The 24,221-nt window shown below is 37.5% G+C and carries 22 protein-coding genes; 7 read left to right on the top strand and 15 right to left on the bottom strand.

Annotated features, from left to right (window positions below; genetic code table 11):
• Nucleotides 1-148 precede the first annotated feature (148 nt).
• A complete protein-coding gene (locus R3X28_RS00680; protein WP_317661658.1) occupies nucleotides 149-688 on the bottom strand; it encodes a DUF4303 domain-containing protein in 540 nt (179 codons plus the stop codon).
• Between the two features lie 86 nt (nucleotides 689-774).
• Between R3X28_RS00680 and R3X28_RS00675 the strand changes: the two genes are divergently transcribed.
• A complete protein-coding gene (locus R3X28_RS00675; RefSeq protein ID WP_317661657.1) occupies nucleotides 775-900 on the top strand; it encodes a hypothetical protein in 126 nt (41 codons plus the stop codon).
• 368 nt (nucleotides 901-1,268) lie between these two features.
• Here the strand turns inward: R3X28_RS00675 and R3X28_RS00670 are convergent, their stop codons facing one another.
• The 6 genes from R3X28_RS00670 to R3X28_RS00645 all read right to left on the bottom strand — a co-directional run bounded on the left by R3X28_RS00670 (nucleotide 1,269) and on the right by R3X28_RS00645 (nucleotide 5,882).
• Nucleotides 1,269-1,688 (bottom strand): DUF2147 domain-containing protein, encoded by a 420-nt coding sequence (locus R3X28_RS00670; RefSeq protein ID WP_317661656.1) that lies wholly within the window; start codon nucleotides 1,686-1,688, stop codon nucleotides 1,269-1,271.
• 312 nt (nucleotides 1,689-2,000) lie between these two features.
• Nucleotides 2,001-3,221 (bottom strand): hypothetical protein, encoded by a 1,221-nt coding sequence (locus R3X28_RS00665; RefSeq protein WP_317661654.1) that lies wholly within the window; start codon nucleotides 3,219-3,221, stop codon nucleotides 2,001-2,003.
• A gap of 103 nt (nucleotides 3,222-3,324) precedes the next feature.
• Nucleotides 3,325-4,164 carry a LytTR family DNA-binding domain-containing protein gene (locus R3X28_RS00660; protein WP_317661653.1) on the bottom strand — a complete coding sequence of 280 codons (840 nt, stop codon included), beginning with the start codon at nucleotides 4,162-4,164 and terminating at the stop codon, nucleotides 3,325-3,327.
• Between the two features lie 159 nt (nucleotides 4,165-4,323).
• Nucleotides 4,324-4,635, bottom strand: coding sequence for a hypothetical protein (locus R3X28_RS00655; protein ID WP_317661652.1), 312 nt, complete (start codon nucleotides 4,633-4,635; stop codon nucleotides 4,324-4,326).
• A gap of 96 nt (nucleotides 4,636-4,731) precedes the next feature.
• The gene (locus R3X28_RS00650; protein ID WP_317661650.1) at nucleotides 4,732-4,908 is read right to left on the bottom strand and encodes a hypothetical protein; all 177 of its coding nucleotides are present in this window, start codon (nucleotides 4,906-4,908) and stop codon (nucleotides 4,732-4,734) included.
• 11 nt (nucleotides 4,909-4,919) lie between these two features.
• Entirely contained in the window at nucleotides 4,920-5,882 is a 963-nt protein-coding gene (locus R3X28_RS00645) for a hypothetical protein (protein WP_317661649.1), read from the bottom strand.
• Between the two features lie 202 nt (nucleotides 5,883-6,084).
• Here R3X28_RS00645 and R3X28_RS00640 point away from each other — a divergent pair, with 202 nt between their 5' ends.
• The 4 genes from R3X28_RS00640 (at nucleotide 6,085) to R3X28_RS00625 (ending at nucleotide 9,894) form a co-directional block, all read left to right on the top strand.
• A complete protein-coding gene (locus tag R3X28_RS00640; RefSeq protein WP_317661648.1) occupies nucleotides 6,085-6,972 on the top strand; it encodes a serine protease in 888 nt (295 codons plus the stop codon).
• A 344-nt stretch (nucleotides 6,973-7,316) separates the two neighbouring features.
• The gene (locus tag R3X28_RS00635; protein ID WP_317661646.1) at nucleotides 7,317-8,222 is read left to right on the top strand and encodes an IS1595 family transposase; all 906 of its coding nucleotides are present in this window, start codon (nucleotides 7,317-7,319) and stop codon (nucleotides 8,220-8,222) included.
• Nucleotides 8,215-9,159 carry a P63C domain-containing protein gene (locus R3X28_RS00630; protein WP_317661644.1) on the top strand — a complete coding sequence of 315 codons (945 nt, stop codon included), beginning with the start codon at nucleotides 8,215-8,217 and terminating at the stop codon, nucleotides 9,157-9,159. The genes R3X28_RS00635 and R3X28_RS00630 overlap by 8 nt, the downstream gene beginning before the upstream one ends.
• A 399-nt stretch (nucleotides 9,160-9,558) precedes the next feature.
• On the top strand, nucleotides 9,559-9,894 hold the full coding sequence (locus R3X28_RS00625) for a single-stranded DNA-binding protein (protein WP_317661642.1): 336 nt from the start codon (nucleotides 9,559-9,561) through the stop codon (nucleotides 9,892-9,894).
• Between the two features lie 320 nt (nucleotides 9,895-10,214).
• On the opposite strand, the gene R3X28_RS00620 is transcribed toward R3X28_RS00625, so the two are convergent.
• From R3X28_RS00620 to R3X28_RS00595, 6 genes are all read right to left on the bottom strand, one after another.
• Nucleotides 10,215-10,733, bottom strand: a complete 519-nt coding sequence (locus tag R3X28_RS00620) for a ferritin (RefSeq protein WP_154364704.1) — start codon at nucleotides 10,731-10,733, stop codon at nucleotides 10,215-10,217.
• Between the two features lie 78 nt (nucleotides 10,734-10,811).
• Nucleotides 10,812-11,645, bottom strand: a complete 834-nt coding sequence (locus R3X28_RS00615) for a phosphatase PAP2 family protein (RefSeq protein WP_317661639.1) — start codon at nucleotides 11,643-11,645, stop codon at nucleotides 10,812-10,814.
• 31 nt (nucleotides 11,646-11,676) lie between these two features.
• Nucleotides 11,677-13,800, bottom strand: coding sequence for a Tex family protein (locus R3X28_RS00610; protein ID WP_317661637.1), 2,124 nt, complete (start codon nucleotides 13,798-13,800; stop codon nucleotides 11,677-11,679).
• 218 nt (nucleotides 13,801-14,018) lie between these two features.
• Nucleotides 14,019-16,097 carry a methionine--tRNA ligase gene (metG, locus tag R3X28_RS00605; RefSeq protein ID WP_317661635.1) on the bottom strand — a complete coding sequence of 693 codons (2,079 nt, stop codon included), beginning with the start codon at nucleotides 16,095-16,097 and terminating at the stop codon, nucleotides 14,019-14,021.
• A 178-nt stretch (nucleotides 16,098-16,275) separates the two neighbouring features.
• Nucleotides 16,276-18,000: a DUF1501 domain-containing protein gene (locus R3X28_RS00600; protein ID WP_317661633.1), complete on the bottom strand. Its 1,725-nt coding sequence runs from the start codon at nucleotides 17,998-18,000 to the stop codon at nucleotides 16,276-16,278.
• Between the two features lie 10 nt (nucleotides 18,001-18,010).
• Nucleotides 18,011-19,504, bottom strand: a complete 1,494-nt coding sequence (locus tag R3X28_RS00595) for a DUF1800 domain-containing protein (RefSeq protein WP_282055510.1) — start codon at nucleotides 19,502-19,504, stop codon at nucleotides 18,011-18,013.
• Nucleotides 19,505-19,698: 194 nt separating this feature from the next.
• Between R3X28_RS00595 and R3X28_RS00590 the strand changes: the two genes are divergently transcribed.
• Nucleotides 19,699-20,058 (top strand): YraN family protein, encoded by a 360-nt coding sequence (locus R3X28_RS00590; protein WP_154364692.1) that lies wholly within the window; start codon nucleotides 19,699-19,701, stop codon nucleotides 20,056-20,058.
• Nucleotides 20,059-20,123: 65 nt separating this feature from the next.
• The gene (locus R3X28_RS00585) at nucleotides 20,124-20,783 is read left to right on the top strand and encodes an aspartate kinase (RefSeq protein ID WP_154364690.1); all 660 of its coding nucleotides are present in this window, start codon (nucleotides 20,124-20,126) and stop codon (nucleotides 20,781-20,783) included.
• Nucleotides 20,784-20,787: 4 nt separating this feature from the next.
• On the opposite strand, the gene R3X28_RS00580 is transcribed toward R3X28_RS00585, so the two are convergent.
• On the bottom strand, nucleotides 20,788-22,110 hold the full coding sequence (locus R3X28_RS00580; RefSeq protein ID WP_317661628.1) for a TlpA disulfide reductase family protein: 1,323 nt from the start codon (nucleotides 22,108-22,110) through the stop codon (nucleotides 20,788-20,790).
• Between the two features lie 76 nt (nucleotides 22,111-22,186).
• Nucleotides 22,187-24,106, bottom strand: a complete 1,920-nt coding sequence (locus R3X28_RS00575) for a CocE/NonD family hydrolase (RefSeq protein ID WP_317661626.1) — start codon at nucleotides 24,104-24,106, stop codon at nucleotides 22,187-22,189.
• Nucleotides 24,107-24,221 lie beyond the last annotated feature (115 nt).

Genomic DNA, 24,221 nt, shown 5'->3' with positions numbered 1-24,221 from the left:
GTTGTGTTAAATATGTCTCTTTTTTTTTGATTTATTATTTCCTATTCAGGGCAAAATACCAAAGATTTTGCGGACTTGCTTAAAAGCTTTAAACTTTGGGTGAAGTACCAAAAACCGTATAAACTATCTCCATTTTTGTAACCAGTTTTTATTCGTATACGTGATTCATATAATCTTGATAACGTTTTCCATTTTTTTTATCATTAAGCCGTTTTGTCCATTTTATTAAATTTTCTTTAGGCTCGTTTGTATCTGAAATATTAAATTGTACCAATAGGTTTTTTCCTAATTCTTTTTGAAAGAAACCTTCAGTACGCAGTTTCTCCAAAACTTGAACGCAAGTTTCGAATACTATGTTTCTAAAATTTTCAAAGTCTAATTCTTCTTTGTCGGTTTCTACTGAAAGAGTTTGGCATAGGTCATGGAATTCAGCTTTGGCCCCATTAGAGGTAAACCATTCAACAGGTTCAAATTCATAAAAATCCTTGTATTTAGGATCTTGAGATTGCATTTTCTCTAAATGACTTTTAGTATTTGTAAAAGGGACCAAGGTCATTGCCCCATCATCACTTATTAATGAAAAAGAACAAATATCGGAACCATATTTTTGAATATTTTCTTTAAAACTTTTTTTAACGGCAAATTCAATTTTGCTTTTCAATTCTTCGAAATTAAAATCAGTATTCATAGTTCTTATTAATTGGTTATAACACAGCGTTATTTGCGGTCCACGTTATTTTAAGGAAATATAGTGAAAACGATAAAAAGTTTTAGATGATATTGGCAATAAAACCATGGGTGCCACCGAGTATAGGGGCCAATGAACACCCGTATATTGAGCAACGAACAGGGAATAAATACCTTAAAAACGGTTTTTATGAATCAACTTTTCCAGATTAAAGGCTTTTGCAACGGTTACTATTGATTTACTTTCAGGAATTTCTTTGAGATCTACTAAAAGGATTCCTAGTTCGGAGAGACTATAGTGGTTGTTCAGATCTCAGTTCTGCTTTTCTAAAAATAAAGATACTTCCTTTACTTTTTTATTTCTTGTTCTGAAGCCCCTAAACTATTCAACAGGTTTTCATTCCCGAAGATCTTCTTATTAAAAACCATGCTATGTTTTTTGCTTACGGTAATTTATAAAATCCTTCTTGCGAATAGAGGGGAAATGAGAGCCATAAGACGATAAGGAAGGTAAAGGGTTTCCGCATTTCAAAGTTGTAAATAACGATTGGTATTTGTGATCACACTCACGGAATAGGAATTTATTCCTTCCTGATCCAATATTGGGTCCTACCAAAAAGGGAAACTCCAAGGAAGCCCCTTACTTTCAATTTATTTTTGTTTACCAACTCTAAATAACACTTGTAAATTTTTCCGTTTTCCGGATCTAAAATAGTACCACCATTAAACTCATCATCATCTTTTTTTATGTTTTCAATAATGACCAGGCCACTAATTGGTTTACCTTTTTTTGCTCCTTTACAATTGTCACAAACAGCATTTTTATCGCTCTTGAAACTTTTGACTATTTTGGCGAAGTAGAGATTATCTGTTTTATAAATTTCAATAATCGCTTTTTTCTCCTTGGTTTCATCATCGTAGGTTTCCCATTGTCCAGTAATTGACTGTCCATAGCTTACAAAGCTTAAGGTCATTATACATAGTGTAAATAAATATTTCATGATTATATGAGGGTTTTTTTATTTAGCTTCTTAAGAATTTCAATTTTTACCTAGAACTATTAGGTCCTAAAAATAGAAAAATTAATGTTAGTAATTTGAAAAATACTTTTCGACCATGTCAAATATTACAAAGTTTTAATTGGTATTTGAAGCTATATTCTATTCAATATAGTAGCTTTTTATATAAGGGTTAGGGCCCTAGTGCCCCGAGATCATTGTTATCCTTTAGGGCTGCATAAAAAACAAGTAAAAGACTCCTGTTCATAGTTTTTTTGGCTAATAAATGGCTTTCACAACGATTACCTTTGTTAACTATAGTTCTTTTTCATCCGGTTGGATCCAGTCTGCATTTCGAACAAAAAATAAATATTGGGCATAGTCAGTAGTTGATGTGCCATCTATAATATCATAAGCATCCCAAATAGTTATCAGTTTCTTAACCTTGGTTCCTCTTGTTGAATTTAAATAAGGAGAACCTTTGGCGTCTAATTTAATTAAACTTATGCTGTTTGGGTCAGATACCTTTTTATAGTCTGCTATGCCTTTAATGTACATAAACAATCTACTGTCTTGTGAGTATTTGAATCTTGTAAACTTTTTGCCCTTGTCTTGCATGAACTTTGGCAGTGACCTGCTATCCACTGTTAATTTAGAATCTACATATAAGGCGTTAAGACTAACCATTTTGTTGGCATATGATAATGTGGTGTCTTTTTTTAGTTGTCCAGCAAAAGTATAACTGTATGCTTGTAGTGTATGGGAAAAACCAAATCCGCCATAAACATGCTTATTTCCCCATTGGTTTTGTGCGTATAATCTTTTAAAATTTTGATACATAAATGTATCTCTATTTCTTGTTTTTCGATAATTGGACAAGTTGTAGTTTATATTTTTCAGTAAATCTAAAGTGTTGTTGTCTAAATGGGATTTCTCTTTTTCCAGAATGTTATTAAGTTTGTTCATAGACCAAGAAATCAAAGAGTCCTTATCACTATATATCTCTTCATGGTATTTTCCAGGAAGTTTTTCCTTTAATAATCTTTGAACCAGTTCAAAATCTGCGATTCTGTCAATACCTACAAGGTTAAACTTTTTGTTTTTAGGAAGTTGAGAGTAATATCTCCTCATTTTCACCCATTTAGTTCTATGTTGTTCTGAAATTCTGCCGATATAAACCGGCCATTCTTTTAGAATTTTTGTCAATTCGATTTCATCTGAACCTCTTATATATTGTTGAAGATAATAGCCTTGAGCGATATCCATTTCGGCTAAATAGGTGTCGATATGTATTGTTTCATTAAGCTGGGTGAATAATGCCAGATCAATTCTTGGCGATGTCTCCACCTCGTGTACTTCGCCAACTAAAAAGAGGTTTTTTGCATAAAAATTATCATCAAGTGAATTAAATTGGAGTGAATCCGTCATTTTAATGACTTCCGTATGTTCTTTTAAATAGTTGATATATTTACTGGAAGAGCAACTTGCTATAAATGTTATTGAAATTGCTAGGATAAAAAGTGTACGAGTTTTCATTTGCTTGTTTTTTAAGTTCCCAACAAATAGAGGACATAAAAACAAGTTCAAAAAAAGAGTGTGATTAACTTGAGGTTTTTGGGCTAATTCTGAAGTTTTTGGGCTAGTTCCGAAGTTCTTGGGACGAATTTGAAAGCCTTTTATTCAAGGCTTTAAAGTAAACTTGAGAAATTGGAATGGTTTCATCCGTAGTGCTAATTCTTATGAAACGCTTTCTAGCATTCCCTTCTACAGATTCGAGATAATCGAGGTTTACTAAATAAGAACGATGTACTTGCCATGCTTTGGGCAATTGTTTCATGATATTCGATAGTGTATTGCGCAATGTTTCTTGTTGCATTCCATTTTCCGTATTGTAGTACACGTCTACATAGTTTTGCTGTGCTTTTGCGAAAATAAAATCTGCTTCAAAAATTGTTAAGGTTTCAGATTTATTGTTCCCGACAATAGTTATAGTTTTGGCTTTTTCTGTATTTTCTTTTTCATATATGGGAATTTCTATAACACCATATTTAGAACGCAAGTAAAGCCATAAAGGAACTGCAATAGGTGTGAATGGCAATCCGAAAGATATTATAAAACTCTTAATTGATTCGAAAGTGAATGAATGCAGGCCACTAACTACAAAGAAGTGATAAAAAAAAGAAAAAATAAATATCATAAAAAGTGTTGCGATGATATATATGCACTCATTTATGATAAACCAGCGGTTTGTTTGAATTTTGTAAATAAAATTTTCGATAGGGTGAACAAGCATCAGGGGACTTATGATGCAAAGTGCATAACCTGAAAGAATTAAATATTTATATGAAAAATTATTGCTATTATCAAAAGGTTCTAAGGTCATTAACAAAACCGGAACTAATGTACCTAACAATAATGCAATCAAAAAAGTATGTTTCCAATTTTTGGTATATGCAATTGTTTTGTTAAATGAAATCATTGTTTTTTATGTATGAAAAACAAATATAAAATGTTTCTATTCTATACGCATGTAAATTATGCCCAATCGTTGGTGTATGATTTCGTTGCGTGATTCATTAACTAATGCAGGATAAATAGTAAACCATTTTTAGCTAGAGTTTTGTGATTCGCAGGCGACTTACACTACCAGATTGAAGAAATCAGCTTCCTTAAATTCACTCGTAATTATGGCAGATAATTCATCTTTAATTATATTAATAAAACTAAATTTATCAGTTTCAATATTTCGAATAACAACTGGAGAAAAACTTAAATGCTCACAAAAATCAAATCCAGAGGATGGTTTTAACGGTTGTAAGTAATCATTAGATAGTGCTGCTATAAAAAATTCAAATTGAGCATCTTCTTTAGGTTGAACGTCCAATCGCTCTAATTTGACAACATTCTTACTTGACGTCAGGTATTCATCCCCTTGGTAAATTATTTTCACATATTTATAACCTTTACAAGTATCGTCTGATTTATTTCCATTATAATATTGGAGTGACCTTCCGATTGTTTTAATGAAAACACCTGTCTTATTAATCTATACAGGGTTAAGGTCTTTGTCAAAAAGTAGTATAGTGTCTCCAATTAAAATGGCACTTTCGTTTTCTGATTCAAAAATGAAAGAAATTCCCTTCAGGTCAGGGATGGAATCTTTTTGTTGACCAAAAGACATTATTGATATTAAAAAGAGAAAGACTGTAAGTTTGGTATGCATTTTTATCGTTTTTAAAAATTTTCAATCAATTCAAGGATTTTTTCAATTTTTGTTAGTTCTATTTGGTGTTTTTCGTCAAATTTACTTTTGTATTTCCCCACAGCCTTAAATTGACTAAAGAAATTTTTAAATTCATTAATGTTTTCAAAACTATTTTTTTTAATAAAGTCGTCAAAATCATTTTTAGTGATCAATGCTAAATCTTCAAAATGGTCATTTCTAGTATCTTCAAATTCGCTTTCATTAAAAACATTATACACCCAATAATAATTCTTGTTCATTAATATTCTCAAATCATCATAGAAAGAAATCAAATCAGGGTGAAATTCAATTTCCTCTATATCCTCTGGTTTATTCTGGGGAGGAGGAGGTGGTGGTGGGGTTTTAATTCTTTCATGTAGCCATATGTTAATATTTGTACTATCGGTAATCTTAAAATAAACGTCAGTTAGTCTATCTAGGGTTTTAGGTAAATTATCTAGTCCAGTTGAGTCGTAAGAAATGTAAATCAATATTTTATCTGGTCTATCACTTAACATCGGGTTTTCCCCATTGTTTTCTATTTCTCTCCTTAAAATACTTGTTAAACTGTCTAAAGGATATAAATCATCGTAATACTTGCCAATTGAGTCGTTATGTATTTTAATTGTATTTTTTTGCTTAATTAGAATACATAAATATTGCTCCCAACAAGGATTTTGGAAGTATATTGTTTTTATTATTTTGTCAGTTTTAAGGGTTATTTTAGGTAAGCTGTCCTTACAGGCGATTTCTTCAGTTTTATTTAAAAGATCTCGAAAACTTCCAAATTCGCTCAGCTCCATTGCCAATCCCAAGCTATCATTTTGGCCTTTTAATTTTCCGAAATCTATTGCGGTTAACTGCTCTTTGTTTTCAGCCTGTTCAAAATCCCGACAACTTAGAGTCACCAAAATAAATGAAACAACAAATGATATTTTGAGATTAACTTTCATTTTTCCAAAATGTTCTACAACTTTTTTTGTTCTTAGTAACTAAAATTCTTACAAAAAATTGAGAAAAGCAAGTATTCCGGTAACTATATACTTGTTTACACTTAAAAGGAAAGTTTTGTTTCGGATATTATGATTTCTGGAATAATTAACAATTAATCAACAAAATTTTAGAATAGTGTAAGAGTTTTCTACTTTTACTTTTATGAAAAATTTCTTGCTACTATTTATACTTATTTCAACAACTATTAACTCACAATCTCTTAGCAGAAAGAAAATCAATAAAATTAAAGAAACAGTAGTAAAAATAAATATAAATGGTACAACATGGGGAACTGGTTTTTTAGTTTCAGAAGATGGTGTGATTGCTAGTTGTTTTCATGTCATTGAAAACGGAGGAGCATTATATAGAAATGAAAATACTAAAGAAATCGATTCAATTAGTAATGAAATTTACATAGAATTTGAGAATAAAGACACTTTAAAAGTTTCTGTAGTAGAGGATTTTTTATATGACGATTACTGGACAGAACGTGGCATATCCGAAGATTTTATACTACTCGCCCCTGTTGAAAAACAAAATAAAAAATATGACTATTTAAGAATAGGTGATTGGAAAGACATTAATGAAGGTGATATTGTCTATACATCAGGATATCCATTAAGTGTTGAGGAAAGAATAACAGCAATCGGCACTTTTTCAACAAAATACAAAAGAAAAGTGAAAAGGGATAATACTGGGAATGATTCCATTTATAGAATAGATGCTGGACATCTAGATTTAACAATAAACAATGGTAATTCAGGAGGCCCGTTAATTAAATTGAATAAATGGCCTAAAAAAGATATGGTTGTAGGTCTCATAAGTTTTAAACTTCTTCCAAAGACAGCTAAAACCTATTCGGATAACGCCTCGTATTATGACAAAAGACTTAAAACGTTGGATTATTCAAAAAACAATGATCTAAAAAATATAGAGATTTCTCTTAGGGCGTTGTATAATAATGCAAATACAACTTCGTATGGCGTGAGTGGAGCTGTTTCTATTGACGGTTTGAAAGAGAGACTATTCCAGTCGAATCCTGAGAAATAATTATTTTAGACTTCGGAGATAATTTTTCTTTTTTAAAATTATCCTTAGTTACGACTTTCATATTTTTTGTCTGGTTCGTTGTAGCGCAACCAACAAAAATAGACAACATAAATAAAATTATTAAAACCCTCATAAGTCATCAATTAATTATAGGCGAATATAACAAACAAGCTAATTAATATACGAAAAATGTTGCATAGATCGATCAAATGCGTGTTAAATCGCTTAAAGTTGATGTTTTAACTAATTAGAAAAATTAAAAAATAATTAAATAGAATTTAATTACACTAAATATTAGGTTTAGTGTAATTAAAGTATTATATTAGCTGTATAATAATACAGTTATGATCAACCAAGACTTTAATTCAATTTTAGAACTTATACAAGCCTTTCCTGACCAACAATCTTGTATTGACCATTTAGAGCAATTAAGATGGAATGGTAACGTCGTAAGTCCATTTGATGCCGATTCTAAGGTTTATAATTGCAAGGGGAACAAATATAAATGTAAGAACACTGGAAAATATTTCAACGTAAAAACCAACACTATTTTTGATAACACTAAAATTGACCTCCAAAAGTGGTTTTTGGCTATATGGTTGGTTACTTCTCATAAAAAAGGGATTTCATCTTTACAATTAGGTAGAGATTTGAATATTACACAAAAATCAGCTTGGTTTATGTTGTCTCGAATCCGTCAATGCTTTGGATTAGATAAAGACACTAAACTTGATAACGAGGTTGAAGCTGATGAAACTTTCGTAGGGGGTAAAAACAAGAATAGACATTCTAACAAGAAGATACATGGAACTACAGATGATAAAGCACCTGTTTTAGGCATAGTAGAGCGTAATGGGAAGGTAATCGCTAAAAAAATACCTAATACTACTTACGAAACATTATCTACTGAAATTCTTAAGAATGTAAATGAAACAGCTAAATTATATACTGATGAATATACTTCTTACGCTAGATTAAAAAGAGTTTACGACCACCACACTGTTAAGCATCATCAACACCAATACGTTAATGGAAGGGTTCACACGAATACCATAGAGGGCTTTTGGTCACTTCTAAAAAGAGGTATCTTTGGTATATATCATTTTACTTCCAAAAAACATTTGCAACTTTATGTTGACGAGTTTGTATTCCGCTACAATTCAAGAACTTCTAGCGAATCAATGAGATTTAATTTACTTTTAACTAACATTGAAAATAGAATCACTTATAACAAATTAATCAATGGCTAAAAAATTGAAAGCAACACACGAGGGCGTTTTAAATATCGGTGAATCTACCCTTGATGTGGCAGTATTAGACAACGGACAACGGATAATTACTCAAAGTGCGGTTTTTAAAGCATTAGACCGTCCCGTTAGAGGAAACCCAAGGTTGATCGGTATCCCTGTTTTTATGGATGCAAAGAACCTTCAACCCTTTATAAATAAGGACTTAGAGGGTGTGATCAGTAAGGTTGAATATTTAGATAAGAAGGGAAAGATTCAAGAGGGTTATGATGCTAATATTTTACCTCTTGTAAGTGATCTATATCTAAGAGCGAGGGAAGCGGGAGTTATAATACAACCAAACCAACAAGCTACAGCGCAAAGAGCAGAAATACTTGTCAGGTCGTTGGCTAAGATTGGTATCATGGCCCTTGTTGATGAAGCCACAGGATATCAATATGATAGGGAAAGGCAGGAACTACAAAAAATACTTAAGCTATATATTTCGGAAGAGTTATTGCCATGGCAAAAAACTTTTCCTGATGAATTTTATATTCAAATATTTAGACTTAATGGATGGGAGTATAGTTCAGAAATGATAAAAAAACGACCAGGTGTTGTAGGTCATTGGACTAATCAATTAATTTACAATCAACTACCTAATGATGTTTTAAAAAATCTAAAAGGGAAAACCCCAAAAAGTGAAGCAGGAAACTATACGGCAAGATTCTTTCAAAGTCTAACGCCAGACATAGGTAATGCTCATTTACAAAATCAATTGGTATCTGTTGTTACGCTAATGAAAATATCCAAGAACTGGAATGATTTTATGGAAAAGTTTAATCAATTATACGGTCAAACACAAATTGATTTCCCAGATGGAAATGCAGAAGAAGAATTATCAGATTTTAACCAAAAACTAAAAAGAGGATTAGATTGGAATCCGAAAGATAATAAATAGCATCGGTTTCAGCCGTTTAGTCAGGGTATTTCCTTAAGAAAGCGAACATTGACAATGCGTTACGCTCATTGAAATTACAAACATATCTTGAGAGGTTTTAAACCAGTAGCTCTGCATATCCGTGTCGGTGGGTATGTAACCTAGAAGAGATTAATAGTTGTAAAAAAATACAGGATATAATATCTGAAACAAAACTTTCCTTTTAAGTGTAAACAAGTATATAGTTACCAGTATTCCAGTAGAAAAGCGCGATGTAAACAATTACAAACGACAACAAACGAATACAAACGAAAGTAAGTGGTTCATAACCGAATATTAAGGGTTGGCCATCCTAGGTTTGCAGTGTCGGGTCAAAGTGGCTCGATAGTATTAACTGTTTAACACGTAAAATCAGAAATTATGAACGCACTTAGAAACAAAGTACAGTTGATTGGAAACCTAGGGAATGATCCCGAAATCGTAAACTTGGATGGGGGTAGCAAATTGGCGAAATTCTCAATCGCTACCAATGAGACCTACAAAAATGCAAAAGGGGAAAAGGTAACCGATACCCAATGGCACAATGTGGTCGCCTGGGGAAAAACCGCCGAAATCGTAGAGAATTTTTTAATGAAAGGCAATGAAGTGGCCGTGGAAGGGAAATTGACACATCGCTCCTATGAAACCAAAGAAGGGGAAAAACGATACATCACCGAAATACGATGTAACGAATTACTTATGTTGGGCAATAAATAACCGATAATAAGAAAAGCCCCGCAATTGAGCGGGGCTTTTATATATCTTTTTTTATGGTGAGTTTCGTTAAGCTACTTTTTGCAAGAGATCAAAACACGGACACTTTTTACAGCGTTTCGATGCCTTCTTTTTGTATTTGTCGCAACACTTGGTCTTTAAGGCAACGGAAGAATGTGCAAAAGCAAATTTCTTTTGTTTCTTCTTGAGTTTTTTCAACTCCTTTTTTTTCGCTTTTTTCTTTTTGCCCATGTATATGCATATAGCAGACAAGGCAAATGTACTATTTTAATTAAATCTAAATAAGGTTTATGTGTTAAATCTTATTCCAGCATATCATTGGCCGCACTATTGGCGGTAATCTGCTGTACATCCCTATCAAAAAGATAAAGTCCGCCCTTATCATTGCCGATGAGGTTTATTTTATCTAAGATGGTCCTCGCCAACGCTTCTTCCTCGATTTGTTCTGCTACATACCATTGTAAAAAGTTATGGGTGGCATAATCCTTTTCTTCAAGGGTTATGTGTACCAGGTCATTAATACTCTTTGATACGAATATCTCATGCTCCAATAGTTCAACGAACATCTTTTGAAAGGTTCCGAATTCCAATTTTGGGGCCTTTAAGGCAGATACCTTGGCATGGCCACCGCGCTCGTTCACGAATTTCACCAATTTAAGCATATGCATGCGTTCTTCGTCTGACTGGGCGTACATAAAAGTGGCGATACCCTCAAGACCTTTGGTCTCGGCCCATGAGGCCATTGATAAATATACTTGGGATGATTCCGCTTCTATCTGTATTTGTTTATTGAGTGCTTTATCTAATTTTTCCGATAACATGATCTTATTTTTTTATAACGAATATAAAATTACATATTTTAAGGGGAAACATGGTACCACTTTAGCGTTTCTATAGGATTAAAACCTTGCGATGACCCCTATTTGTCCCGGGGCAAAAGTCAGGTTCCAACTTACAAGCTTGTTTTGGTCGTTATATTTTTCATCGTATTTGGAGTCCAAATAACGATCTATGGCCTCTACCGTAAATATGCTCATGGCAACACTTAAACCAACATCGCTCAACCAATGCTGACCGTCCCAAACACGGGAAATCCCAGGAATTATTCCTACGGTATATATACCGGCTTTCACCCATGGGTTTTTAAATTGTTTACCGATTACATAGGCATTGGTGAAGGCCATCATTGCATGTCCCGAAGGAAAAGAGTGGTAGTTTCTACTCGCATTGAAGGGGTCGAAAGTGTCTTTTGATTGTCCACTTATGGGCCGCGCCCTGCCGGCCAATGATTTCATGATCTGTTGTAACAACCCTGTTGCCGATGCCGAGGAAATTAAAAGCACCCCGGTTCGTCTCAATTTCTCGTTTTTGGTAAATAGCCCTGTAAAATATACCCCTGCGGTTACCGTATAGTTATTTTCCGGATTTCCTATAAACTCTCCATAATGACGAATAAAACTCGGGACGTTATCCCTGCGATCCCTTAAAAATTTAGAGGTGTGGTCGTCAAAAAGGTATAAAAATCCAGTGCCACCCGCTACGGCCCCCATAGTCTGCCATTGTTTTCCTTTCCAATGTAAGGGTCGGGTGTACGCATAACCGATGCCGGTGAACATATTGCCCGCATCATAGGTCAACATTTGCCAAGTTGTTTTGGCGGGTTGGTCGTTAAGGCCTTGGCCTTTTGAGACCAATGAAACTAATATGAGGGCCAAGGTTATAATATTTTTCATAGACTAAGATTTGGCTGTTTATAAAGTTATGTTATTGATGTAAGGCCAATTGAATACGTTTACGTGGTACATCTACCTCAAGTACTTTTACAATGATCTGTTGGTGTAAATGCACGTGTTCGTTCACATCCTTGACAAAGGAATCAGAAAGGTTGGAAATATGGATGAGACCACTTTCCTTAATTCCGATATCAACAAAACACCCAAAATTGGTAATGTTGTTCACGATACCCGGAAGTAATTGCCCGGCCTGTAGATCGGTAATAGACCTTATGTTTTGGTTAAAGGTGAATACCTTGGCTTTTTCACGGGTATCCAATCCTGGTTTTTCCAATTCCTTAATGATATCCTTTAAGGTAAATAGCCCGATATTTTCCGTACAATAGGCATTCAGGTCAATACTCTGCAGTAGTTGTTTGTTCCCGATCAAGTCCGATACACTTTTGCCCAGGTCCTTGGCCATTTTTTCTACGATGCCATAACTTTCAGGATGAACGGCGGAATCATCCAACGGATTTTTTGCTTGTTTAATGCGAAGGAAGGCGGCACCTTGTTCAAAGGCCTTACCTCCCAAACGGGGTACTTTTTTAATGGCCGTCCTACTTGTGAACGCACCTTGTTCGTTTCTGTAGGCTACGATATTTTCCGCTAGTTTTGGGCCAATGCCCGAAACGTAGCTTAAAAGGGGTACACTCGCGGTATTGATATTTACCCCGACCGAATTCACGCAACTCTCGACAACGGTGTCCAACGAGGTTTTTAATTTGTTCTGGTCCACATCGTGCTGGTATTGCCCAACACCGATCGATTTTGCATCTATTTTCACCAATTCGGCCAAAGGATCGGATAATCTTCTACCTATCGAAACCGCTCCACGTACGGTAACATCATAATTGGGAAATTCGTCCCGGGCGATCTTTGAGGCCGAATAAATGGATGCTCCCGCTTCACTGACCACGAACACCTCGATAGGGTTTCTGAACTGGATCCGTTTTATGAGTTGTTCGGTTTCCCGCGATGCCGTACCGTTACCGATAGCAATGGCTTCTATCTTATAGGCATCGGCCAAGGAACTTATTTTCTTAATAGCCCCTTTACTGTCATTTTGGGGCGCGTGCGGATAAATGGTCTCGTTGTGCTCCAAATCGCCCTGTGCGCTAAGGCAAACCACTTTACAGCCCGTTCTGAAACCTGGGTCTATGGCCAAAATACGTTTTTCGCCCAAGGGAGATCCCAGCAATAACTGTTTCAAATTTTTTGAAAACACCTGAATGGCCGATTCATCGGCTTTTTCTTTTGCCTTTTTTAAGGTTTCGTTGGATAAGGATGGAAACAACAAGCGCTTAAAAGCATCCTGAGCGGCCAATTTTATATGTGACGTGCATGAGTTGTTGCTTTTTAAGATCCGGTCTTCGATTTTTTGAAGGGCACGTTCATTGTCTATCTCGATTTTCACCCGAATGAAACCTTCGTTTTCAGCTCTTAGGATAGCTAAAAGGCGGTGCGACGGACACCGGCTCAGTGATTCGCTCCAGTCAAAATAATCACGGAACTTTTGTGCTTTTTCATCCTCCTTTTTGGTAGCTATCACTTTGGTGGTCAACTGGGCGAACTTTTCCAACTGGTACCGAATCTGGTTTCTGATGTCGGTGCGTTCATTGATCCATTCAGCGATAATGTGCCGGGCACCCTCAAGGGCTTCATCTTCATTTAGTACTGTATCACCCAAAAACCGTGAAGCTTCATATTCAATTTCATCACTTCGCTGGGCCATGATGATCTTGGCCAAAGGTTCCAGACCGTTCTTACGTGCCGTTTCGGCCTTGGTCTTTTTAGATTTTTTAAAGGGCAGGTAAATATCTTCCAAAGTAATCAGGTCACCTGCCGATTTTATTTTAGCGCTAAGGTCGGTCGTCAGTACATCTTGCTCTTCCAAAGCTTTGATGATGGTCGCCTTACGTTTTTCCAAGGCCTCATATTGGGCTTTGTACGTAACGATATCACCAATCTGTACTTCGTCTAAATTGCCCGTTTTTTCTTTTCTGTAGCGCGAAATAAAAGGTACCGTGCAATCTTGGTCTAAAAGCTCAACCGTATTATGGACTCCTTTTTCAGGAAGACCTGTATGCTTTACGATGTAGGGGATAAGTTGCATTTGTCTTTTTGGTATTAGAATATAGATGTCCGGTCAAGGGCAATCGAGATCCAGATCTTAGTCTGTAGGTTTAAAGCCATAATCCGGAATATTTCCGAACACTGCCGAAATTTGTAATAGGTCGTTTTCATCAATGGCATTATAGGGTATGTTTTTGATCAAAGACACTTCGCCCTATCTTAAAAGCATAACCAGAAACCTTTCTTTTTTGAAGGGGTTTAATTAATCGTTAAACCATTCCCGACATTATCCTCATCAGGATTTACAAAGACCAATTTGCCGTCAGCATTCTCGGTCATAAGTATCATGCCCTCACTTTCAACGCCGCGGAGCGCCCTTGGTGCCAGATTCACCAAAACAGTAACCTTTTTACCTACGATTTCCTCAGGGGTAAAACTTTCAGCGATTCCTGAAACGATTGTTCGGGTGTCTAAACCTGTATCAACTTTAAGAACCAATAGTTTTTTGGCCTTCGGCATTTTTTCAGCTTCCACAATGGTGCCCACCCTCATATCCAATTTTGAGAAATCGTCGAAGGTTATGGTGTCTTTCTGTGGTTCAACTTCCTTGTTCATTTGCTCATTTGATTTTTTAGTAGCTTCCAACTTATCCAATTGTGCTTGTATTTCCTGATCTTCTACTTTACGGAACAATAATTCCGCTTTGTTGATTTGATGATCGGCGGGTAAAAGTACCTCCTTGGTTTCCATCTCTGTCCATGAGGTATCTACTCCACTCGATCCAACGGCAAGTATGTTTTTCAATTTTTCCGAAGTAAAAGGTAAGAACGGTTCGCTCAATACTGCCAAACCTGTTGCTATTTGTAGGGCTACGAACATAATGGTCTTTACCCGTTCACCATCTTGTTTTATTACTTTCCATGGCTCTTCATCGGCCAAGTATTTATTACCCAAACGTGCCAAGTTCATCAACTCTTGACTGGCTTCCCTAAATCGGTATCTTTCTATGGAGGTCGAAATGATCTCAGGATATTTTTTCATCGCTTCCAAGGTCTCTTTATCAACCTGTGAAAATTCATTAGGGGTCGGAACTTTTCCATCGTAATACTTATGCGTAAGAACAACAACACGGTTAATGAAGTTTCCTAAGATGGCGACAAGTTCATTGTTGTTTCTGGCCTGAAAGTCTTTCCAAGTAAAATCATTGTCCTTCGTTTCAGGGGCATTGGCCGTTAAGGTGTAGCGTAGCACATCTTGCATATCGGGGAATTCTTCCAAATATTCATGTAACCAAACCGCCCAGTTTTTAGAGGTGGATAGCTTATTGCCCTCCAAATTCAAGAACTCATTGGCAGGTACGTTATCCGGTAGAATATAATCCCCATGTGCTTTAAGGATACTAGGGAATATAATGCAATGGAACACGATATTGTCCTTACCTATAAAGTGTAATAATTTGGTGTTTTCATCTTTCCAGTAGGGTTCCCAATCCTTGCCTTCGCGCTCTGCCCATTCTTTGGTAGATGAAATATACCCGATAGGGGCATCGAACCAAACATAAAGTACTTTGCCTTCACCTCCTTTTACGGGTACGGGAATACCCCAATCCAGATCACGTGTTACGGCCCTAGGTTTCAATCCGTCATCGATCCAAGATTTACACTGCCCGTAAACGTTCGGTTTCCAATCTTTTTTATGTCCTTCAAGAATCCATTCCTTCAGAAAATCCTCATACCTATCCAATGGTAAAAACCAATGTTTGGTTTCCTTCAGGGTAGGCACGGCACCGGTAATGGTAGACTTTGGGTTGATCAAATCGGTTGCGTTCAAGGTAGAGCCGCAATTTTCACATTGGTCGCCATAAGCCTCTTCATGGCCACATTTCGGACATGTGCCCACAACAAAACGGTCGGCCAAGAACTGTTTGGCTTCCTCGTCATATAATTGGGCCGTGGTCTCTTCTATAAAGTCACCTTGCTCGTAGAGTTTAACGAAAAATTCAGATGCGGTTTTGTGGTGCACTTCGGCCGAAGTCCTGGAATAATTGTCAAAGGAGATTCCGAAATCGGCAAATGATTTTTTAATGATAGCGTGGTATTTGTCGATAACATCCTTTGGGGTAATACCTTCTTTCTTCGCCTTCATTGAAATGGCCACCCCATGTTCGTCACTGCCACAAACAAAAGCCACGTCTTTACCCATTAAACGTTGGTACCTGGCGTAAATGTCCGCTGGCACATAAACACCGGCCAAATGACCAATATGTATAGGGCCATTGGTATAAGGCAATGCTGCCGTAATCGTATATCTTGCTGGGGTTTTTGCGTTATCTGTCATCAACTATCGGAATTAAACCGCAAAAATACAGATTTTGGTGGGAGAATTATCTATTCTCACGTAATTGTATGCTTTAACAAGGGTATAGGTGAGGGTGTTTTTTAAATGGAAAAGCATTTAAAAATGAAAAGGCCCTATTCATATAGAAGTAGGGCCCTTTACAAGAAGTGGGGTTTGTTTAAGCTACCATTACGGATTTGCTCATTTTTTGATTCTGCACGTTAATGCGGTAAATATATTTTCCGGTGGATAAATGATTGGGCATTCTTTCCCTGATATTTATTTCCGTGGAACCTTCGAACATCATCTCATTGAAAACGGTGCCTACATTTTGTCCTAGAATATTATATAACTGTATATCTACATGGGCGCTAAAAGGCATTTCCAAGTAAATATGCGGTGTGCTATCCGTGGGGTAATAGGGCTTATGTACTATGGCATCCAATAATACGGGGTCAAAAGGTGTTTCCGAAACAGGGTCGGTGGGTTCCGTTGTTGGTAAAGTAGGATCCTCATCGCTGTATGCGATATCCGGGAAATCAACACCACTACAGTTGAATCCAAGATTTACAGGGGCATAAGGGTGGTTTAATAAATGCTGTTCAACCAAAGGTATGTCAACGCACATCCATTCGGCCAAAACTGTAGCATACAGATCCCTGAAATCCATTGTATATTCCAAGTTGCCCCGTCCATCAGGATTATCAAGGGTCGGGTGGTCCCCAACAAAGGCGCTACCGTTCAACCCTGAACCAAAGAATAGGGTGGGTGCGGCCTTACCGTGGTCGGTACCATTTGAGCCATTTTCGAATATACGTCTTCCGAACTCTGAGAAAGTCATACTCAAAACCTTTTCGTCTTGCTGGGTAAAAGCAATATCATCGTAGAAATTGTCTATGGCCACTGATAAATTGGTCATTAAACGTTCATGGGTCAAAGGCTGGTTACCATGGGTGTCAAAACCGCCCATTGATATCATATATACCTTGGTGCCCAAGTTACCTTTTATCAATCTTGCCAAAATGGCCAATTGTTTGGCGAAAGCGTTGTCCTGGTACTCTACTTGGTTTTGGCCAGCCATATATGCATCATGTATTATTCCTGCATATTCATTGGTTACATTCGAGACACCTCTTAAAAATCTTATTTGATCGGAATACATACATTGATCGAAAAGGGCATCATCAACCGAAAATTGAAGACCGGTTTCCGCTATCTGTTGTAATTGGTCAACGTTATTGGTTACAAAGGCGTAGTTGGTCTCTTCCCCTTCAAAAACAAGACTACCATAGTTTCCTACCTGCAATGCGGCAGGGCCATCGGTTGGTCTACTTCCGGGAAAATCGGATAGATAATCGGGATATAAGTGCTCAAAATGCCTACCCATCCAACCGGTGTCCTCACCAGAGAACCCCGTAGTTGTTATATCTGTATTTCCAAAGATATCAGTCCCGGTAAAGTGGGAAAGACTCTGACCTTGGTAGCCTACTCCGTGTACGGCTTTAAATTGGCCGTCTCCCCACATGGGTTCCAACGATTTCATATAGGAGGGTACTCCGAAATCATCGGTAAGTTTCAATACCTTACTTTCAGGGATATAAATATTGGGTCTTGCGTTGGCGTAAGAATCGTATTGGTTGATCGGTATTACGGTACTAAGTCCGTCATTACCACCGTTCAACCTAATGAGAATAAGGATGTTATCGGTTTCTGCAGCCGCTATGGCTGAGGTTAATGGAGATGGGGCGGAGGCTGTTAACATTTGAGATCCTAACAGCATTGAACCAGATCCGGCTATTCCCAAAGCCTGTAAAAAGGAACGTCTGCTCCAGGCTTTATGTTCTTGGTCATGGCCCTCATGTTCTAAGCCTTTAAAAGGGGTTTTATCGTGAGTGTCACACATAGTCGTAGGTTTATTTTAGTTGAAATTCTGGTTGTCTTGATAGATGGCGTAAAAGCAAATAAACTTGGTTGGGTGCTGCGGCCCACATTGCTAAGGTCCATATCTCTTCATTTCCGCCTTCATAGTATGTTTCATCGATATCACTTCTGAATACGTCGTATGCTATTTGGTAATCAGCTTCGGTAAACAACCCTTTGGGAAGTACATGGTCTATTATTGGCCTTGAAATAGCATCTGGATTGTTACTGGTCATACCTATACTGCCTACAATGGCCATTCCAAATGCCCTGAATTGTTCCGATTCGGCTTGATAAAGACCATCGATGATGGCTTCCATCGTAAGCCAACGACCGATCATAAAATTGGTATTGATCCAAGTTCTATTGCGTTGCCATCCTTCAACCTCAACTGGGTTGAACAATGTTTGTCCCAATAGATCACTATAATTGATCATACTTGCTATAGTAGTATCTGAATATGAAAAACTGGTTTCATTCAGAAAGTTCAGATACACATCGAACGGACTTTTTATGATTACCCCAATGGCTTCATCATCAAAAAAGTGTTGGCTTTTAAAGAGTTGGGATAAGACCGGTGCGATTTCATAATCGTTTGCCATGAACGTTGCGGCCATGCCGTCGATGATAACTTGGGCATTGTTCATTTCATCCCTGGAGTCAGGATGCACGAAGAACTCATAAAGCTTTCGGCAAATGAAATCGGACAATTGGGCGCCGCGTTGTTCAAAAAGGATATCAATTACATCGTCGTAACCCCAATTCCCGGTTTGTCCGAAAATGGTCTTGTTGTCCGTATTGAATTTGGTAGGATCGAAAGTTACGGGTTCACAGCCAATTTCACCACGTTCAACATAGCCGGTAAGTGCTTTGGCCGTTTCGATTATATCTTCCTCCGTATATCCGTTACCATCACCTAATGCGAAAAGTTCGTACAATTCCCTTGCATAGTTCTCATTCGGGTTGTTACCGTTGTTATACACACCATCTAAATAATAGAGCATGGCCTCGGTCAATCCGATTTCACTAACGAAGGTCTTGAAATTCCCGATTGAATTGCGTTGTAAGCAATTTATATAGTAGTATAAAAATGAGCTGCAATCGTATACTGAGAGTTGTGTTACAAAATGGTTGCTCCAAAAGAAACTTAATCGGTCCCTTAGGTTGTTGTTGAGCATGGCATTGGTGTAGGTCAAACTCCATTCATCTATTTGGGCCCTACGTAATTGGCCAGCAGCATCGTCATCAGCGGGGTAGTTGCTGTTGTTCCAATCTGCCCATGTCGGTGCAGGGGTCGGTGCCATGTTAATGGCTTGGTTAACAAGTGAGTCTACCAAAGCACCGGCCGTTTGTCCAACGGCTTGATCAATAGTCTCGACCGAGGCACTAAACCCAAGTCTTCTGTACAAATGCGCTACCCTGAATTTATCCAAGGGAGTTGTGTACGGCGCTAATGTAGAGGTGTTACAATTAACGAAGTATTCCATAGTAATTTTAGGCTTTAAGAACGTTCATGTGCGTAGGGGGCAAATTCTTAACGGCTAAACAAATTGGATATTATGTAAATCCAAGTATTTTCGTTGTTATGCATTTCAAATAACGGTGATAAGTTCCAAAAAGACGACCAAAGACTAATATTTTCGATGAAATGCATATTTTTTAATAAAAACATCAATAAAGTATGGGAAAACACAATGAATTTGGAAAAGAAGGGGAACAGATAGCGGTAGATTTCTTGATAAAAAACGGCTATAGCATCAAATATAGGAACTATAGGTATCTAAAGGCCGAAATTGATATTATAGCCCAAAAGGATGAAATTTTGGCGATAGTTGAGGTCCGTTCCAGAAGTAGCGATTTTATTGAAAATATTGCCGAAACCATTACAAAAAAGAAAATAGACCTACTGGTAATGGCAGCCGACCACTATGTTACAGAACAGGATTCTGATGTTGAAGTCCGTTTTGATGTGATTACGATCTTAAAGAATAAAAAGGTATTCGAGATAGATCATTTGGAAAGTGCTTTTTACCATTTTTAAATTTGTTTTCCCACAATTTGTTTTATATGTAACAATATGTTATATTTGTAGGAATAAATTTGATTATGAAAACAATTTCGTCCGTAGTTGAAGAGTATATTAAGAAGAAGCCATTCTTGCAAAGTGCTTTGGCACAGGGTATTATAAACTTAACATCCCTTTCAAGAATCATTAAGCCGGAAATTGAGGAACAATTGGGAAAAGACGTTCGGAACGGCGCCATTGTAATGGCCTTGAAAAGATTGTCAGACGATTTGGAATTCAGGGCGACGCATAAGATCATCAAGGTATTAAAGAATATCGGGGAAATCACCGTACGTTCATCCTTGACCGATTATACCTTTTTGGCATCTGATACCATTCTTACCCAGCAGGCGAAATTGTTGGAAGAAATTCACTCTAACCAAGATGTATTTTATACGTCTTCCAGAGGGGTGAACGAAATCAATATTGTCATCAGCAATATGATGGATGCCACTGTAGAAACCCTTTTTAAAACAGAAAGATGTACCCAAAAGGCGAACAACCTATCTTCAATAACGGTTAAGCTGCCTGCGGAGAACGTTTCGGTTCCGGGAATCTATTATTTTATTTTTCAACGCTTGGCTTGGGAGGGTATCGTGCTTTATGAGGTAATATCCACAACGAACGAATTTACCATTATCGTAAACGATAATCAGGTAGATATCGCCTTTAAAACCATTAAGGACCTTAAGACCTTATAGGATTTCATTTGTTTTCCAAGAATTCAACAACGTCTTTATCCGTTTCCGGTTTAGCGATGATACGCTTGTCCTTGTCCAATACAAAATAGGTAGGCGTCTGTTGAATATTATAGATTTTGGCATATGCACTTTCCCATTTTCCCAGTGCAATAGCATGATTAAAGTTGGGTAAATGGGCTGTTTCCACGGTCCAATTTTCAGTTTCGTTCTCAAGACCCACCGCAATTACTTTCACGGTATCGAAGTCTTTCAGTTTTTTATGTAATGCGGGCAGCTCTTTTAAGCAATGGCTGCAGGTACTGCTCCAAAAAACAAGGATATAATTTTCAGCTCCTTTCAATGTACTTAGGGAATAGGAATCCTTGTCTTTTTCCCATTTAATATTAGGGGCGATCGCACCCAAACGAAGTCTATTGTGAACTTCTATTTGGCCTATTATTTTCTTGCCGTCATTGTTATTCGCTAATTTTTTTAAATAGGTATGGTAAATAAAATCCGATGTTAAGTTGTATCCACTGGCGGCCGCTTGGGTCCATAAACTATAAAAAAGGTGCATTTTGTACGAATCCCCGATATTGGCCAGTTTATCATTTACCGTTGTGATATTGGCATTCATGACCTCTTCTTTTTCTTTATCGGTCATTGCCTTTAAAGGCAGGGCGGTAAAGGTGTAATTCAATAATTTATCGGTCAGGAACCCTGAAGCCTGCAGCACGGTGTCATCAAATTGCAAGGCATCAAAATAGTGTTTTTTCTTGCCTTCTACATAGGCATTAACCGTTGGAATGTCTTTGGGGACAAAAGGTTTGTTACTGGTTATGAAATGATGGGCCATGGTGCCTACCGATCGCTTTTCATAAGACTCCTGGACGGTTTGGAGTTCCTTTGTAAGTGTTTTAAAATCTTTTTCGTTCGAGTTTCCACTGGTATAATAGTGCGTGATCTGTTGTTCAAGATCCGTAATTTCCTTGAAATAGGTATTGAAAAGTATATTTTCTTTGGAATTGAAGAACGAAACCCCATTGGTTTCATCAAATGCCAAGGTTATGTCTTCCTTTCCGTTATAGATGACATCAAAATAGAATTGCTCTTGGGGTACGGCATAGACCAACCGATACGTCCCTGCCGTCGCGTTTTCGGGAATCTTTAATTCAAAAACTCCATTTTTAATGGCGGTATCCACGACATAGCTTTGGGTTCCCGGTTTTAAACGATAAGCGATCAGCCATTTATAATCCTTTGCGGGGGAAAATGTTCCGGAAATGGTGTGTTGGGCGTTTATTTGAAAGCCAATGAAAATGGCTATGATTAAAAGTAGTTTCTTCATAATTCGTGTAAAATCAAAAATCAGTCCAAAATACGAATTTAGGATGTAGTAGGTATGATTATAGGTTTCAGAAATTTTAATTCTTAATGATTTCCTCCGTTTGGTGCATAACAGGAGGTTGGCAGCAATCCAACGAATTTCCTATTTCAATGGAGGAAGATCCATGTACTTTGATCGTCGATTTTATAAAATCGGATTCTTCGGCCATGTAAATGTTATCCACATATTTTTGAGGGTTACGGTCAATGTATGGAAACCATGTACTGTGCACTTGGATCATGATGCGATGTCCTTTCTTAAAAGTATGGAGAACATCCTGCAATCTAAAGTTGACATCAGTTGGTTCATTGGGGACAAAAGGTTCGGGTTTGTCGAAACCGTTTCTGAACCTGCCCCTGAAAACTTCGGATCGCACTAATTGCTGATAACCGCCCATTACGATATTTTCTGGGTTGTGCTCATAATTTGGATGGTCGTTAGGGTATACATCGATTAGTTTTACGATAAAGTCGGCATCCGTACCGCTCATTGACACCTTGAGTTTTGAAAGTATCTCACCGGCAAGGACTATGTCTTCGGTAAGAATATCGGTTTCAAAAGTCAGGACATCGGGTCTTCGGGATGCATTCCGTTGATCATCTGACATGAATCGTCTTGGGGTAAAGGTGAGACCCTCGGTCTGTGAAGTATAGGGTACGGGCTTCATGGGGTCGCTTACATACTCAAAAATGGCTTCGGCGTTGGTAGGCTCATTGATCGATAACTGTCCTTTTTTACCAAAATACAATGTAATGGGGTCTATTTCTTTTGGAGGCCATGCGTCAAAGGTCTTCCATTTTTTAACCCCCGTATCGAACATATAGGCTTCGGGCAGTGGATGGGTTTCTTCACCTTTTAAATAATGGGCAAAGAACTTTCTTTCTATCTCTTTTTGGTAAAATGTGGAAATACTGTCACCGAAATAAATATGGTTGTGTATGGTCTTCCCGTTTTCCCTGGCCCATCCACCATGGGCCCATGGACCCATTACTATCGTATTATTGGCTTTTGGACTCGTTGCTTCAATGGTTTTGTATATGTTCAGTGGTCCATAAAGATCTTCGGCATCGAACCACCCACCTACGGTCAATACAGCAGGTTTAATATTGTTCAAATGGGGCAGGATACTTCTTTTTTGCCAAAATTCATCATAATTGGGATGTTCCACAATTTGTTTCCAAAAGAAATTATCATAATGGTATTTTTCGGTAATATTTTCCAAGGGGCCCAATCGCAAGTGAAAATCATAACCGTCGGCTGGCGGATTATCATAAAACCGTTTTATTTTATCTATATACCAAGGTTGTCTTGTAAGGCTGTCTTTCTGATAGCCGAAAACCGCAAATGCGGCCGTGTAACTTTGTAAGTATGCGCCTTGATGGTGAAAATCGTCAAAGAAAAAATCGGCAATGGGCGCTTGTGGTGAAGACGCTTTAAGGGCTGGGTGGGCATCAGGTAAGGCTGCCGTAGCATAATGTCCCGGATATGATATACCGTATATACCGACTTTGCCATTATTGCCCTCAATGTTTTTGATCATCCAATCTATAGTATCCCAAGTATCCGAACTTTCGTCAATTTCGTTTTTGTTTTTTCGGTTATTGCCCGGAATGTTCGGCCTCATGTTGTCAAAGGTGCCGTCTGACATGTATCGCCCCCGTACATCTTGGAAAACAAGAATGTAGCCATCATGTAATAAAAATTCGGAAGGATAGGACTTCACCTTGTAATCGGTAAATTTAGAGGCGTTGTAACACGTTCGGTTCATCAATATCGGTGCTTTTCCTGAACTGTTTTTCGGGGTATAGACCACAGTGAAAAGCTTTGCGCCATCACGCATGGGAATACGGTATTCTTTAAGATCGTAGTTTTGGCGTAGATAAAGGGAATCACTGTCTTGTGCAAAGGTTGCTCCAAGAGAGAAAACCATGGCAAGGGCAAAAAGATATTTTAACATGTTGTAGTGCTTATTAGGCCAGAAAGATAAACATTTTTGGTTATTGCCAAGTGCCTGTGGCAAGGCTTTTTCATTATGTTTTGTAAGTGAATTCATCTGTTGTTGCGGGTAGGCA

The sequence above is a fragment of the Maribacter sp. TH_r10 genome, assembly GCF_033101095.1.
Taxonomy (GTDB): Bacteria; Bacteroidota; Bacteroidia; order Flavobacteriales; family Flavobacteriaceae; genus Maribacter_A; species Maribacter_A luteus.
Note: the sequence above shows the minus strand (reverse complement) of the source record. Positions and strands in the feature narration are given on the sequence as shown.

Coding starts and splice junctions, on each gene's coding strand:
- R3X28_RS00680 (WP_317661658.1), bottom strand. CDS start 688: ATGAATACTGATTTTAATTTCGAAGAATTGAAAAGCAAAATTGAATTT.
- R3X28_RS00675 (WP_317661657.1), top strand. CDS start 775: ATGATATTGGCAATAAAACCATGGGTGCCACCGAGTATAGGGGCCAAT.
- R3X28_RS00670 (WP_317661656.1), bottom strand. CDS start 1,688: ATGAAATATTTATTTACACTATGTATAATGACCTTAAGCTTTGTAAGC.
- R3X28_RS00665 (WP_317661654.1), bottom strand. CDS start 3,221: ATGAAAACTCGTACACTTTTTATCCTAGCAATTTCAATAACATTTATA.
- R3X28_RS00660 (WP_317661653.1), bottom strand. CDS start 4,164: ATGATTTCATTTAACAAAACAATTGCATATACCAAAAATTGGAAACAT.
- R3X28_RS00650 (WP_317661650.1), bottom strand. CDS start 4,908: ATGCATACCAAACTTACAGTCTTTCTCTTTTTAATATCAATAATGTCT.
- R3X28_RS00645 (WP_317661649.1), bottom strand. CDS start 5,882: ATGAAAGTTAATCTCAAAATATCATTTGTTGTTTCATTTATTTTGGTG.
- R3X28_RS00640 (WP_317661648.1), top strand. CDS start 6,085: ATGAAAAATTTCTTGCTACTATTTATACTTATTTCAACAACTATTAAC.
- R3X28_RS00635 (WP_317661646.1), top strand. CDS start 7,317: ATGATCAACCAAGACTTTAATTCAATTTTAGAACTTATACAAGCCTTT.
- R3X28_RS00630 (WP_317661644.1), top strand. CDS start 8,215: ATGGCTAAAAAATTGAAAGCAACACACGAGGGCGTTTTAAATATCGGT.
- R3X28_RS00625 (WP_317661642.1), top strand. CDS start 9,559: ATGAACGCACTTAGAAACAAAGTACAGTTGATTGGAAACCTAGGGAAT.
- R3X28_RS00620 (WP_154364704.1), bottom strand. CDS start 10,733: ATGTTATCGGAAAAATTAGATAAAGCACTCAATAAACAAATACAGATA.
- R3X28_RS00615 (WP_317661639.1), bottom strand. CDS start 11,645: ATGAAAAATATTATAACCTTGGCCCTCATATTAGTTTCATTGGTCTCA.
- R3X28_RS00610 (WP_317661637.1), bottom strand. CDS start 13,800: ATGCAACTTATCCCCTACATCGTAAAGCATACAGGTCTTCCTGAAAAA.
- metG (WP_317661635.1), bottom strand. CDS start 16,097: ATGACAGATAACGCAAAAACCCCAGCAAGATATACGATTACGGCAGCA.
- R3X28_RS00600 (WP_317661633.1), bottom strand. CDS start 18,000: ATGTGTGACACTCACGATAAAACCCCTTTTAAAGGCTTAGAACATGAG.
- R3X28_RS00595 (WP_282055510.1), bottom strand. CDS start 19,504: ATGGAATACTTCGTTAATTGTAACACCTCTACATTAGCGCCGTACACA.
- R3X28_RS00590 (WP_154364692.1), top strand. CDS start 19,699: ATGGGAAAACACAATGAATTTGGAAAAGAAGGGGAACAGATAGCGGTA.
- R3X28_RS00585 (WP_154364690.1), top strand. CDS start 20,124: ATGAAAACAATTTCGTCCGTAGTTGAAGAGTATATTAAGAAGAAGCCA.
- R3X28_RS00580 (WP_317661628.1), bottom strand. CDS start 22,110: ATGAAGAAACTACTTTTAATCATAGCCATTTTCATTGGCTTTCAAATA.
- R3X28_RS00575 (WP_317661626.1), bottom strand. CDS start 24,106: ATGTTAAAATATCTTTTTGCCCTTGCCATGGTTTTCTCTCTTGGAGCA.